General features: G+C 69.2%; 7 protein-coding genes and 2 pseudogenes. 4 read left to right on the forward strand and 5 right to left on the reverse strand.

What is annotated here, in order from left to right:
* Positions 1-125 precede the first annotated feature (125 nt).
* Positions 126-2285 carry an LCP family protein gene (locus HKD39_RS11305; protein WP_171199953.1) on the forward strand — a complete coding sequence of 720 codons (2160 nt, stop codon included), beginning with the start codon at positions 126-128 and terminating at the stop codon, positions 2283-2285.
* A gap of 101 nt (positions 2286-2386) precedes the next feature.
* Entirely contained in the window at positions 2387-3142 is a 756-nt protein-coding gene (locus HKD39_RS11310) for a TIGR03089 family protein (protein ID WP_171199954.1), read from the forward strand.
* 79 nt (positions 3143-3221) lie between these two features.
* Here HKD39_RS11310 and HKD39_RS11315 read toward each other — a convergent pair whose 3' ends face one another.
* From HKD39_RS11315 to HKD39_RS11330, 4 genes and pseudogenes are all read right to left on the reverse strand, one after another.
* The gene (locus tag HKD39_RS11315) at positions 3222-4358 is read right to left on the reverse strand and encodes an acyl-CoA dehydrogenase (RefSeq protein WP_171200000.1); all 1137 of its coding nucleotides are present in this window, start codon (positions 4356-4358) and stop codon (positions 3222-3224) included.
* 839 nt (positions 4359-5197) lie between these two features.
* Positions 5198-5695 (reverse strand): 5-(carboxyamino)imidazole ribonucleotide mutase, encoded by a 498-nt coding sequence (gene purE / locus HKD39_RS11320; RefSeq protein ID WP_171200001.1) that lies wholly within the window; start codon positions 5693-5695, stop codon positions 5198-5200.
* A gap of 287 nt (positions 5696-5982) precedes the next feature.
* Positions 5983-7293 (reverse strand): annotated as a pseudogene (locus HKD39_RS11325) (5-(carboxyamino)imidazole ribonucleotide synthase); the annotation flags it as partial.
* 143 nt (positions 7294-7436) lie between these two features.
* Entirely contained in the window at positions 7437-8192 is a 756-nt protein-coding gene (locus HKD39_RS11330) for a hypothetical protein (protein WP_171199955.1), read from the reverse strand.
* A gap of 309 nt (positions 8193-8501) precedes the next feature.
* On the opposite strand from HKD39_RS11330, the gene HKD39_RS11335 reads away from it, so the two are divergent.
* Both HKD39_RS11335 and HKD39_RS11340 read left to right on the forward strand, forming a co-directional pair.
* On the forward strand, positions 8502-12080 hold the full coding sequence (locus tag HKD39_RS11335) for a sigma-70 family RNA polymerase sigma factor (protein ID WP_171199956.1): 3579 nt from the start codon (positions 8502-8504) through the stop codon (positions 12078-12080).
* Positions 12081-12600: 520 nt separating this feature from the next.
* Positions 12601-13155: a GtrA family protein gene (locus tag HKD39_RS11340; protein ID WP_343074678.1), complete on the forward strand. Its 555-nt coding sequence runs from the start codon at positions 12601-12603 to the stop codon at positions 13153-13155.
* A gap of 111 nt (positions 13156-13266) precedes the next feature.
* On the opposite strand, the pseudogene HKD39_RS11345 reads toward HKD39_RS11340, so the two are convergent.
* Positions 13267-13794: pseudogene (locus HKD39_RS11345) on the reverse strand (carboxyl transferase domain-containing protein); the annotation flags it as partial.
* Positions 13795-13912 lie beyond the last annotated feature (118 nt).

Below are 13912 nucleotides of genomic sequence, written 5' to 3' on the forward strand. Positions count from 1 at the left end.
AACCGCGGTACCAACAACGGCGGCACACCCGGCAAGCAACAGGCAACAAGCAACAGATTCGGTGGCGAGCAGCACGACCCGCCACCACTCGTCCCGGCCGAACGGCCGGAACTGGAAGGCGGCAGATGTCCAGACCCACCGGCAACGATCGCGGCCCGCGCAGGTTCGGGCCCAGTTCGCAGGCCGACGGATCCGGTGCCCCTCCCGCCCGACCGGCTCCGTCCGACCGCGACCCGGCGACGCAACGCCCGACCTTCGATCTGCGCGGCCCCGACCGCGGCTCGCTGCGTCCGGGGCAGCAGCCGCGCGGCCAGGCCGGCCAGCCGGCGGACCAGCGGGGCCAGGTCGGCCGGCCGGCGGATCAGCGCGGCCCATCGGCAGACCCGAGGAACCGCCAGCAGCCGGGCGGGGCGCGTCCCGCGCTTCCGCCACGGGCCGAGGGGGCCGCTGCCGGGCGCCGTCCTGACAGCCCGGTCGCCCGCCGCGAGCAGCGTCCCAACGCCACCCAGCGGGCCTGGTCCGAGCTGGACCAGCCACGCACCTCGATGATGCCCGCCGGCGCCGCGGCCGGTGCCGCGGCCCAGGGGAACGATGCCGGCGCGGGTCGGCCGCCAGGTCCACCGGTACCGCCGCGGCGGGTGCCGCCGGGCGGACCAGGGGGAACCGGGAGCGGCGGCTCGGGCCCACGGCGCAACCGCGGGGGAGTGCTGGCCGGGCGGATCGTGGCGACGGTCGCCGCGGTCGCCCTGCTGCTGGTGTGCGGTGTCGCCTTCATCGCCAACCCGCAGGGCACCTCACAGGCGCAGGAGAAGGCCAAGCAGGCGGGAAAGTCGTTCCCCGGCATGACGATTCTGCTGATCGGCTCAGACGCCAGGTCGGACGCCAACGGCAACCCGCTGACACCCGAGCAGCTGGCGCAGGTGTCGACCACCCTCGACGGTGGTGCCACCAATACCGACACCATGATGTTGCTGCACATCCCCGAGGGCGGCGGCCGCGCCACCGCGGTCAGCATCCCGCGGGACACCTGGATTCCGCAGTCGGTGATCGAGGGCATCGACGGGCCGTACAGCGACGGCTCCACCGGCCCGTATAAGCCGAACAAGATCAATGCCTACTACGGCACCGCCATGGCCTACACCCAGCAGGCGCTGGCCAAGCAGGGCGTGAACGGCGCCGAGCGGCAGCGGCGGTCGCAGGAGGCCGGCCGGCAGATGTTGATCGAGGTGCTGAGCAAGTTCACCGGTGTGTACATCGACCACTTCGCCGAGGTGAACCTCATTGCCTTCTACGACATCTCGAAGGCGCTCGGCGGCGTGCCGGTGTGTTTGAAGAAGCCGGTCGACGACCCGTACTCCGGCGCCAAGTTCGATGCCGGCCTGCAGACCGTCGAAGGCAGCTCGGCGCTGTCGTTCGTCCGGCAGCGGCACGGCCTGCCCGGCGGCGACCTCGACCGCGAGCGCCGCCAGCAGGTCTTCCTGGCCAGCGCGTTGAAGACCGCGCAGTCCAGCCCCGGCAAGCTGCCGGGGCTGCTGGACGTGGCCAACAAGGACCTGGTGATGGACGCCGGTCTTGACCTGCTAACGCTGGCCGAGCAGATGAAGGCGATCTCGGCAGGGCAGGTCGACTTCATGACCATGCCGACCCAGGGCGCGGCCAAGGGCGTCGGCACCGACGCGTTGGCCGCCGATCCCGACACCACCCAGCAGTTCTTCGACAAGACCATGGGTGACGGCGGCGCCACCACCGACCCCGGCACCGGCACCACCGGCACCGGCACCGGCACCGGCACCGGTGACCCGACCACCGGCAGCACCAGCGATTCCAACCGGCTCGAGGTGGACGTCGAGTCCGGTGTGATGACCTCCGGCGTCGGGCGCCAGGTGGCGAACACCTTGTCGGAGGCCGGTTTTCAGGTCGGCGCCCCCACCGACATGGAGGGGAAGAGCGACAACAACCAGGTCAGCGTCACGCAGATCCACTACGCGCCGTCGCAAAAGGACGCGGCGCAGAAGATCCGCGACGCGCTCGGTTTCGGTGAGCTGCGCGCCAACTCGGACATCTCGGCAGGGCGGGTGCTGGTGATCGCCGGTCAGGACGCCGTCGGGCAGGGCCTGCGCACCCCTGGTGCCGCGTTCACCGTGCCGGCCGTCCAGCCGCTCACCCAGCCCGCTGCCCTGGCCGCGCCCGCCGCAGGGTCGATGCAGCCCGCCGAACTGGCGGTGCAGCCACGGTTGGCGGCGGCGGTGCCGGACTCCATAGACGGGGTGCCCTGCGTCAACTGACACCTGCCGGACGTCTGGCTGACGTGCCCGTTGATGTGGACACCGATGTGGAAGTGCCGCGCGACGACCCGCGCGGCGCCCCTTGCGAGTGAGGAGCAGCGATGCCGACCCCGACCCTGACCCAGCGACTGCTTGAACCTCTTGCCGCCGACCCGCACCTGCCGCGGCTGGTGCACTACGGGCCCGGTGGCCGGGCCGAGCTGTCCACCGCGACGCTGACCAATTGGTCGGCCAAGGTGGCCGGGCTGCTCACCGATGAGTTGGGACTCGATCCCGGCGACCGGGCGCTGCTACGGCCGATGCCTGGGTGGCTGCCCGCGCCCATCCTGCTGGGCTGCTGGTGGGCCGGCGTCACCGTGCGGATCGACGACAGCCCCGAACCTGCCGGCCCGTTCGCCATCGCCTTCCTCCCCGACCCTGCCGGTGCTGCTGCCGGGGGTGACGCCGAGACCGACGGCGATGCCGACGAGGTGCTGGTGGTCTCGGCGCACCCGCTCGCGCTGCCGAGCCAGCAGCTGCTCCCCCACCAGCGCGACTTCTCCACCGCGGTGCTGGCGCAGTCGGATCAGTACCGCCCGTTCCGGCTGCCCGACCCAGCCGAGGTGCTGCTGGAGACGGGCTCGGCCGGCCTGACCGCCGATCACCTGCTCGCCGCCGCGCCGCACTGGGACGCGCCGCCGCGGGTGCTCACCACGTCCGGCTGGGACGCGGCCGCGGCGAACTCTCCGGTGGAGCTGTTGATCGGGGTGTTGGCCTCATCCGGGACGCTGGTGCAGGCCACCGACCCGGCACTGACCTCGGATCCGGCCGCGCTGGATCGCATCGCCGACGACGAGAACATCACCGATCGCGCCTGAGCGCTGTGTGCGCTCTGCCTGCGTGCCGGCGATCTGCCGCGCCCGCTCCGCTGGCGAAGCGCGGACGCTGACCGCCCGATCAGCGCAGCAGGCTGCGCGCCATCACCAACCGCTGGATCTGATTGGTGCCCTCGTAGATTTGGGTGATCTTCGCGTCCCGCATCATCCGCTCCACCGGGAAGTCGCGGGTGTACCCGGCACCGCCGAGCAACTGCACAGCGTCGGTGGTCACTCGCATCGCGGTGTCGGAGGCGAGGGTTTTCGCGGCGGAGGCCAGGAAGCCCTTGTTGGCGTCGCCGCGTTCGGTGGCGGCCGCGGCCTGGTACACCAGGGTGCGGGCCGCTTCGATGTCCATCGCCATGTCGGCGATCATGAACTGCAGCGCCTGGAACTCGGCCAGCTGCTTGCCGAACTGCTTGCGCTCCTTGACATATCCGATCGCCACGTCCAGCGCGCCCTGTGCGATGCCGACGGCCTGGGCACCGATGGTTGGCCTGGTGTGGTCGAGGGTGGCGAGCGCGGTCTTGAAGCCGGTTCCGGGTTCGCCGATGATCCGGTCGCCGGGGATGCGGCAATTCTCGAAGTGCAGTTCGCGGGTGGGTGAGCCCTTGATGCCGAGCTTGCGTTCTTTGCTGCCCACCGAGAAGCCGGGATCGTCGCGATGCACCACGAACGCGGAGATGCCGTTGGACTTGGCGTCCGGGTCGGTCACTGCCATCACCGTGTACCAGTCGGAGACGCCGGCGTTGGTGATCCACGCCTTGGTGCCGTTGAGCACCCAGTCGTCGCCGTCGCGCACCGCCTTGGTGCGCATGGAGGCGGCGTCGGAGCCGGCCTCACGCTCGGACAGGGCGTAGCTGATCATCGACTCGCCGGACGCGATCGACGGCAGCACCTGCTGCTTCAATTCTTCGGACGCCGACAAAATGATCGGCATCGAGCCGAGCTTGTTGACCGCAGGGATCAGCGAGCTGGACGCGCAGACCCGCGCCACCTCCTCGATCACGATGACGGTGGCGATCGCGTCGGCACCGGCGCCGTCGTACTGCTCGGGAATGTGGATGGCCTGAAAACCGCTGTCGGTCAACGCTTTCTGCGCCTCGACCGGGTAACGCTCGTTCTCGTCGCAGTCGGCGGCGAACGGCTGGATCTGCTTCTCCGAGATTTCCCGCACGGTCTCCCTGACGGCCTGGTGATCGTCGGTGAGCGCGAACAACGGCCCGGTGGCGGGCGGGGCAGCAGTGCCGCCGGTCACAGCAGTTCCAGAAGTTTCAGAAGTTTCAGAAGTTTCAGAAGTTTCAGAAGTCACAGCAGTCGCAGCAGTTTCAGCAGTTGCAGCAGTCGCGGGGGTCACAGCAGTCACGGCGGGAACCTTTCGGCATCGGCGCAGGCACTCAGCCCGATGAGATCGCTCGGCACCGGTCGTTAAGTTACTGACCGGTAACTTAATGATAGCCCGGCCGGTCGGCGACGCGGAAGCAGCAGCCACGAAAGGCGCCGGTGCAACTTAGCCAGTGCCCGGAGGCGACGGTGCAGCTGGCCAGTGCCGGGAGGCGCCGGGAGCTATCGGTGACCCCGGAAGGCGCGGCCCCCGGACCCGCCCCACGAACACAACCGTTCCAGTACGTCACACACCTTCCAGCGCGCTGAAACGGTTGTGACGTACAAATCGGCATGTGATCGCCGCCGAACGACGCCAACCGGTCAGCCGCTTCACGCCGGACTCGCCGCTCGGTCCGCCTCACGCCGGACACCGGAGTCCAGGCCTGTTACCCGACCGAACAAGAATCCAGCCGCCCGGAAGGCGCGGCCCCCGGCCCCTCCCCACGAGCACAACCGTTCCAGTACGTCGCACACCTTCCAGCGCGCTGAAACGGTTGTGACGTACAAATCGGCATGTGATCGCCGCCGAACGACGACGGCGGGTGGTAGCGGGAATCGAACCCGCGCTCCCCTGCAGTGGCGCTGGGCGACGGGACTTGAACCCGCGCCCACCCCCGGCCCGCCCACTGCCAACCGGTTGCCGACCGACCCGTGTCTACTTGCCGTTGTCTATTACTGGCCGTTCTCCGCGGCGTTCTGGGCACCGAGCTTGTCGTGCTTGGCCTGCACCATGGCGGCAAGATCGTCGGCGTAGGCGGCGAGTTCGGCGGCCAGCGCCCGGCCATCGGCGTCGGGGGCGCTGGCCAGCATGCGCAACGCCAGCAGTGCCGCGTTCGCCGCGCCGCCCACCGAGACGGTGGCCACCGGAATGCCGGCAGGCATCTGCACGATCGACAGCAGCGAATCGAGCCCGTCCAGGTGTTTCAGCGGAACGGGCACCCCAATCACCGGCAGTGTTGTCGCGGAGGCGATCATGCCGGGCAGGTGGGCGGCCCCGCCGGCGCCGGCGATGATCACCCTAAATCCCTGTCCTGCAGCGCTTTTGGCGAAGTCGAGCATGCGCTGCGGAGTGCGGTGCGCCGAGTAGACGCCGGCGTGGTACCCGATGCCGAAGTCGTCGAGGACGTCGGCGGCGGCCTTCATCACCGGCCAGTCGGAGTCGCTGCCCATCACCAGCGCGACCGGTTTCGTGGTCGCCGGGCCGGCCCCCGGGTGCCCCTGCTGACCATCGCCCCGGCGCTCCGGACGGGCAGGCTTCGCGGACGTCACTGGACGCGCTCCGTCTCGGCGCGCCGCTGCGCCGGCCCCGCCCCGGCGGGCCCACCGCCGGCCCGGCCGGCCGCGTCCGACGCGTCCGGCCCGTCGGAGGCAACCGAACCCACCGCCCGCCCGGCCCCGCCCGCATCAGCGGCGCCCGCACCAGCGGCACCAGAGCCAGCGACATCGGCGCCGCCCGTACCAGCACCAGCACCAGCAGCACCGGCACCATCGGATGACGGGTGCTCCGGCGACCACCCGTCCGGCCAGACCCCGGTGCCGAGGTAAGCGGCGGCCAGCTCGGCAATGCGGCGCAGCTCGGCGGTGTCGGTGCCGCTGACGTTGACGTGACCGACCTTGCGTCCGGGCCGAAACTCCTTGCCGTACAGGTGAATCTTCAGCTGCGGGAAGCGGGCGGACAGGTGATGCACCCGCTCGTCCACCCCCGGAACCCCGGGGGCGTTGCCAGCGTTGCCAGCGGCGCCGTCTCCCGGGCCGGCCAGCACGTTGCCCATCACCGTCACCGGCGCCGTCATCGCCGTGCTGCCCAGCGGATAGTCGAGCACCGCCCGCAGGTGCTGCTCGAACTGTCCGGTGACGGCGCCGTCCATGCTCCAGTGCCCGGAGTTGTGCGGCCGCATCGCCAACTCGTTCACCACGATGCCGTCCGGGTACTGCTCCGACACTGGCACCTGGAACAGTTCGACGGCCAGCACCCCGACGACGCCGAGTTCGTGTGCGATCCGCAGCGCCAGCCGGGTCGCGGCGAGTGCCCTGTCCTCGTCCAACTCCGGCGCCGGCGCCACCACCTGCACGCAAATCCCTTGCTGCTGAACGGTTTCCACCACCGGCCAGGCGGCCGCCTGGCCGAACGGGGAACGCGCCAGCACCGCGGCCAACTCACGCTGCATCGGTACCAGTTGCTCGATCACCAGTTGCCGCGGCACGTCAGGGGCGGTGTCGGCAGGTGGCAGGCCGACCAGCTCGCCGGCCAGTTCGGCAAGCGCGGCCGGACCGTCGAGAACCCAGACGCCCTTGCCGTCGTATCCGCCGGACGCCGTCTTCACCACCACCGGCCAGCCGTGCTCGCCGGCGAACCCGATCGCGGCGGACTCGACGTCGGCCGCGGCGCAAATCTGGAAGGTCGGGACCGGAGCGCCCAGCTGCTGCAGACGCTGCCGCATGGCGGCCTTGTCCTGGGCGAACCGCAGCGCATCCGGGCCGGGATGAACCGTGTGGCCCGCCGCGATCAACTCCCGCAGCAGCGGCCCGGGGACGTGCTCGTGATCGAAAGTGACGACATCGCAACCGGTGGCCAGACGCAGCAGCGCGGCCCGATCGGTGTGTTCACCGAGCTCGACGTCGGCGGCCACCAGCGCGGCGGACTCGTCGGGCGAGGTGGCCAGCACCCGCAGGCTCTGGCCGAGCGCGATCGCTGCCTGATGCGTCATCCTGGCCAGCTGGCCGCCACCGACCATGCCGACGCGAGGGAGGCCAGTGCGGGAATCCACCCGTCCAGCCTATCTGCCGGGCCGCGTCCGGCTCGCTGCCGGCGGCCGCAGCGCATCCCGGCCCGGCAGGCGATATCGGCCGCCGCGAACGGCCCTGGCACGAAATTCAGTGAGCACCTCAGGGCAACGACCCGGCCGGCGACTCAGCGGCTCAGATCGGTGAGCAGCGCCCTGGCCAACTCGACGGTGGCCGGCAGCGACTCCGTCCATGAGTGCACCGCGGCGCCGGGCACCTGCTCGTCCCTTTCGATGCGCTGCTGAGCCTGCCGGTGCGCGATCCTGATCCGCCTGGCCAACGGCAGGGTGCGCCGGGCCAGCACCACCACCGTCGAATCGCCGAGCAGCGCGAGGGTCTCACCGGCGTCGAAGATGGCCCGGACGGCGTCCGCGACCAGCACCATCGGCAGCCGACGGGCCAAGCCGGCGGTGGGCACGCTGATCCGGAAGACCACGAGCGCGAAGCTGTCGTTGGCCGGCTCCCCACCGGCGTCCGCGGCGCGGTAGACCTCGCCCAGCCGCTCCTGCAGGTAGGCATGGCAGGCCAGGCCGGTCAGTGGGTCGACGATCGCCGCGGCCGGCGCCGTCGCCCGCTCCGACCAGCCCAGCGAAACGGCCCGGCGCAGCGGTTCGGCATGCTCGTCGGCGATCAACTCGGTGAGGATGTCGACGTCGGCGAGCGTCTCGGCGAGCCCGACGGCGGCGCTGGCACGATCCTGTCCCAGCCGCACCCCGGGTTCCCAGATGTCGGCCTGGTCGCTGACCGCCTCGCACAGCGCGTCGACGGCTTCGCAATGCCAGTCGGAGGGGTAGGCCCAGCTGGCTCGCTCGGTGCGCGCCCGCCAATGTTCACGCAGCGTTGTCGCGGGCATCGCCCGTGGTGAGGGGGGTTGCCACGTCATCGCCCGCTCCTTGTCCATCGGCACGCGCTTTGACTGAACGTGCCACATTCGTCTGCCCGACCTATCACCCCATCGGGTGACACTGCGTTTCATGATGCGGTTCTTGCAGGTGAGACGCTTGCCGGTGCGCCTCATTGCGGAGCTGAGACGGTAATCACACTCTAGAGTGAAGCGGGTCAGCATTTCAGCGTGACAGGGGCAAGCTGAACAGGTCTCCTCGGAGAACTACATGGTGCTACCCACACCGTGCATACGGTGCGTGACCGCCGCGGCAGCGAACGTTGCCGAGCGGGTGAGTGAGGAGAGTCGATGACGGAGTTGCCGGCCGGATCCGGCCGTCACCGCGCCGGAGGCAGCGTCGAGGATGTGCTCGGCGACGCCGAGCTGATCACGGCCGTGCGCGGGGGCGACCGCGAGGCGTTCGCCGAGTTGTACCGTCGGCACGCTCCCGCCGCGACCAACCTGGCTCGACAGTTCACGAAGGGTAACGCCGAGGTCGACGACCTGGTCTCGGAGTCGTTCGCCAAGGTGCTGGACGGATTGAACGCCGGCAAGGGCCCCGATACCGCGTTCCGCGCCTACCTGTTCACCACGCTGCGGCACACCGCCTACGACCGCACCCGAAAGGACGCCCGGCTCAGCTTCTCCGACGACGACGCCGACTTCGACCAGCCCACCTCCGACCCCGACCGGGTGCTGGCCAACGCCGAGAACGCCTTCATCGGCCAGGCCTACAAGGCGCTGCCGGAACGGTGGCAGGCGGTGCTGTGGTACCTGACCGTCGAGGGTTACTCGCCGGCGCAGACCGGAGAGTTGCTCGGCCTGACGCCGAACGCGGTGACGTCTTTGGCTTTCCGGGCAAGGGAGGGTCTGCGGGAGCAGTACCTGCAGGCGCATCTGGTGCAGACCGACGCCGCCCAGTGCCGCGAAACCGTCAACCGGCTGGGCGCCTGGACCCGTGGCGGGTTGTCCCGCCGGGAACGCGCCGCGGTTGACGCCCACCTTGCCGGCTGCGACGACTGCCGTGCGCTCGCCGCGGAACTGGCCGAGGTCAACTCCGGGCTACGTGGCCTGTTGGCGCCGATCCTGCTCGGCGGCGCTGCGGCCGGATATCTCGCGCTGGCCGGTCCGGCAACACTGTTGGTGCCGATCGGGACGCTAGCCGGCAAAGCCGTCGCCGGTACCGCTGCAGGTGGTGGTGCCGCTGCCGGCGCCGGGGCCGCGGGTGCTGGCGCTGGTGTCGGCGGGGTCGCTGCCGGCGCCGGCGGCGGTGGTGCCGCAGGTGGCGCGGCCGCGGTCGGTGCCGGTGCTGGCTCCGGCGGGGGCGCCTCTGGCCCCTTTGCCCTGATCGGCCGGGTGCCGCGGAGCTGGGCGGTAGCCGCCGGCGCCGTCGTTGCCGCCGCGGTGGTGGCGGTGGCCGCGATCGCGTTGGTGAACAACCGCAACAATGACGTGGCCGACCCTGGCGGACCCGCCGCCCCGGCGACGGCAACCGCGAACACCGCACAGCAGCCGGGCGCCGACAACGCGGGCGGAAACGCGGGCGGCAATGCCGGCGGAGATCAGCCGGCCAACCCGAACCCTCCTGCCGTCAATCCGCCCGCCCCGAATCCGGCAGCCCCCAATCCGGCGCCGAACCCCGCAGCACCGAATCCGGCAGCGCAGAACCCGGCCCAAAACCCGGCGCAGAACAATGCTGCCGATCCGTTCGGGCCGCTCCAGTCGGCCATCGACAATGCGAACCGGGCCCGGAACGATGTGCCACCTTTGCCGCCGATCCCGGCGCCGGCCGACCCGCCGTCGGTGCCATCGCCCCCGGTGGCGCCGAACCCGCCGAACCCCTTGGGGCAGAACCCTTCCGACGGCCCGACCAACCAGGCGTCGGCAACCCCACCGGCGACGCAAAGCCAGAACCCGCCGCCCAGCGCCAGCTCCACTGCGCCGATCACTACTGCGCCAACTACGACTGCCACGCCGCCAGCACCCGCCCCGGCCGTTGAGTTTGTCGGCACCCCCGACACCGGGTCCGTTGACGGTCCTTCGATGATCAGCACCATCCGGATACCGGTGCGCAATACCGGCGAGCAGGGCACTACGCCAACGCCTATGACCATCGCCGTCGATAACGGCGTGGCTCAACCACTCAGCCTGACCCCCGAAGCTCAACGATTGCGTTCCGGTTCCGCTTTCGCGGCGGCGCCCGGCGGGTCGGGACCTGGACAGTGCACCGCCGACGGATGCACGATCCCCTCGCTCGGCGCGAAGGCGGCGGAGACGCTGGAGCTCAAGTTGGCGATCAAGCAGGACGCCCGCACCATTGAGGCGGTCGGAACTCAGGACCATCAGGTCACCGTCAAGGTGGACGCTAAAACCACGACCGCCAAGCTGGGCCGAGTATCGCTGCCAACACTGACGGGAACCCCGAGATGGACGTCGGTGCACCCGGAAAAGCGCACCATGACCGCAGAGGTAACTGTCACCAACGCAGGCACGAGCGACTCAGCGCCGAGCGTCCTAGAGACCGTGTCGGGCGCCGACTACACCGCATTGCCCATCACCAGCCAGGACTCGACCTTCGTACCCGCCGGCCGATCGGCTACTCGCGAAGTGACTTTCCAGCTGCCTCCCAGCGACGCCGAGGTCGCCGGCTACGAAGGCAATCCGGTGCAACTCCAGTTGAACGACTCCGCCGGTGACTTGCCGATGCCGCGGCTGTTGCCTACACCCGAATTGCCAGAGGAGTCCGCGCGCAGCATCGATCTGACAGCCATGACCCTGACCGCAGACATCAGGCTGGCTGTTCCAGGCGGAGGCGTACCGACATTGAGCGACGCGCAGATCGTGGCCTCCGATCTGCGCGCCGCAACGCTTATCAACGCCGACGGTAAACGGCAGACCGCTCTCGCCTGCAATAATGATTCGTGTGTACTACCAAGCCTCACGGACGCCGCGACACTTCGCGTGACAGTGGGCATCACGGCGGAACATCTCGCCTCGGATGCACCTCATCCCACCATTGACCTCACGATTACGGGCGAAACCCTCAAGCTGTCCGTGCCCCAGTTGACCAGGCAGGCCACTTTCGACCCCGCCGGACCTCTGACCATCCAGGCCGGCGCGACAAGTGAGGTCGCGGCAAGCGTGGCCTACACCGCCGACGGCGCAGCCGTCACCGGCTCATCCGAGATCAGTTTCACAGCCACCAAAGCCGCGGTTTCAAATAGCTCCGCTGGCTGCAAGCCGAGCGGCAGCGGGATTGTGTGTGATGCACTGCTCACCGTGGGCGCTCCACTCAACACCGCTGGCCAGCCGGATACAGTTACGGCCCACGATGACTTCGGCAATGTGCCAGGTGCACTGACCATCCAGACCACCACGTTCACGCCGGGAGCCGAGTTCACCGTCAACGGCATGCTCGAGGGTGCCAACTCTGTGTCGCCCGTGAGACTCAGCGATTGCTTGATCCTCTGCAAGGTTCCGGATACCTCTGTGCCTGGGCCTGATCCCGAGACCACTCAGTGGGCCAGGCTGAGTTTCACCACAACGGAAACGACTCTCAGGCAGCACTTTCTCGTAACCGTTAGAGTCAACGGCAAACCCGTGCCGGCGCGATCCTGGCAGCCGCCGACCACAATCTCGGATCCGAGCAGACCAGATAGCAAACCAATCATCTGGCACCATGCCGACATCCCTGTTGACATGCTAAGGGCTGATGGAAATAACACGATCACCGCGACTAGCTTCAGGATCCCGCGTCCGGTTCTCGACACGTTACAGGGCTACTGGTCGTTGGCCACCATTTCCGGGTCGGAAGTTCAGCGCAAGATCACTGTCAAGGCACCTGAGACCGCAGCAGGTGGACCCGTGATCAAGAACGACCCCAAGTAGCGAGAACCGCAGGCGCTTCCGCGGAAGCGCCGAGAGCGTGCGGCGACACCGGGCTATCGAGGCACTCACCGAGGACTGGCCGGATATTCATCACCTGCTGCACCAGTGGCCTGAAACCGGCCAAGGCAGCCGACATCTGCGCACTCGTGCAGCAGATGATGAATCTGGCGCGCCCGGTGAACCAGCGCGGGCCCACTGCACGGCCTGCGCGGGTACCCGGCGCTCCCCACGCTTGCAGGGCCGGCACCAAGCGCTTCCGCGGAAGCGCTCTGGGACGGGTCAGCTGCGCGAACTGCCAGCAGCCTCGGTCCCCAGAGCTGCACCGAGCACCGTCACGAGCATTCTTCACCTGCAGCAGCATCGGCCCGAAACGGGGCCGCCGGAGCCGAATCCGCGCTCTGATGCACCGGATGATGAATCGCCGGACCGCACAGCGCTTCCGCGGAAGCGCCCCACCGGGGAGCGCGCCACCGGCTCCGCGGTGGCCGAGGGCGCCCAGGCTCAGCCGTAGACTCGCCCGGTGAAGTTAATCGACACCGTCCGGGAGCGGCTGCCGCACAAGTACCGCGAGATGGCCAAGTTCCTGGTGGTGGGGGGTACGGCCTGGATCATCGACACCGGGCTCTTCACGTTCCTGTCGCACACGATCTTGAACGAGAAGGTCATCACCTCGAAGATCATCTCGATCCTGGTGAGCACCGTGGTCTCGTACGTGCTGAACCGGGAGTGGTCGTTCAACACCCGCGGCGGGCGGGAACGCCGCCACGAGGCGCTGCTCTTCTTCGTGATCAACGGCTTGGCTCTGGGACTCAACCTGGTGCCGCTGGCCATCTCGCACTACGTGCTCGGGTTCAACATCGACAACTACTCGCAGTCGACGGTGTCGATCGCCGACTTCATCTCGGCGAACATCATCGGCACCCTGGTCGGGATGGTGTTCCGCTACTGGGCCTACCGCAAGTACGTCTTCCCCGACGAGCTGGGCCACCTGGGCGACCCCGACTCCGAGCTCACCCCGGGCTCGGAAGAGGCCGAGCTGCGCGGACTCGACGCCGACCGTCGCGACCGCCGCTGAGCCACGGCACCACCCGGATCACGGCACCACCCGGATCACGGCACCACCCGGATCACGGCACCACCCGCACCCCGGCAGCACCCCGACACCACAGCAGCACCCGTCAGGGAGCTACACCGGCGTCACCGGGTGTCGGCGGCGGGAGAACGAGCGGTCCTTGCCCCGGGCGGCGGCCAGCCGGGCGATCAGCTGCTCGCGCAGCTCGTCCGGCTGCACCAGCGCGTCCACCACCAGTTCCGAACCGAGCCGGACAATGTCGATGTCCCGCTCGTACTCGGCGCGCAGCCGCGCGACGTAGGCGGCCCGCTCGTCGTCGTCATCGATGGCGGCGATCTTGTTGGCGTACACCGCATTCACCGCGGCTTCGGCGCCCATCACGGCGATCTTTGCGGTGGGCAGCGCCAGGGTGGCATCAGGGTCGAAACCCGGCCCGGCCATCGCATAGAGCCCGGCGCCGTAGGCCTTGCGCACTACCACGCAGAACTTCGGGACGGTGGCCTCGGAGATCGCGGAGATCATCTTGGCGCCGTGCCGGATGATGCCCTGCCGTTCCACCGCGCTGCCCACCATGAAGCCGGGCACGTCGGCCAGAAAGATCAGCGGGATCGAGAACGCGTCGCACAGCTGCACAAAGTGGCTCTTGGACGTTGAGCGGGGCGGCAGCCTGAGGTAGGGCTCGTGGCCGCGCATGCTGTTGGTCTCTCACAACGTCCAGCAGCGAGGCCACGAGCATGGTTCAGGGTAGCGGGGCTGCCGT

The sequence above is a fragment of the Nakamurella aerolata genome (assembly GCF_013002705.1).
Taxonomy (GTDB): domain Bacteria; phylum Actinomycetota; class Actinomycetes; order Mycobacteriales; family Nakamurellaceae; genus Nakamurella; species Nakamurella aerolata.

Coding starts and splice junctions, on each gene's coding strand:
- HKD39_RS11305 (WP_171199953.1), top strand. CDS start 126: ATGTCCAGACCCACCGGCAACGATCGCGGCCCGCGCAGGTTCGGGCCC.
- HKD39_RS11310 (WP_171199954.1), top strand. CDS start 2,387: ATGCCGACCCCGACCCTGACCCAGCGACTGCTTGAACCTCTTGCCGCC.
- purE (WP_171200001.1), bottom strand. CDS start 5,695: ATGGGCAGCGACTCCGACTGGCCGGTGATGAAGGCCGCCGCCGACGTC.
- HKD39_RS11330 (WP_171199955.1), bottom strand. CDS start 8,192: ATGACGTGGCAACCCCCCTCACCACGGGCGATGCCCGCGACAACGCTG.
- HKD39_RS11335 (WP_171199956.1), top strand. CDS start 8,502: ATGACGGAGTTGCCGGCCGGATCCGGCCGTCACCGCGCCGGAGGCAGC.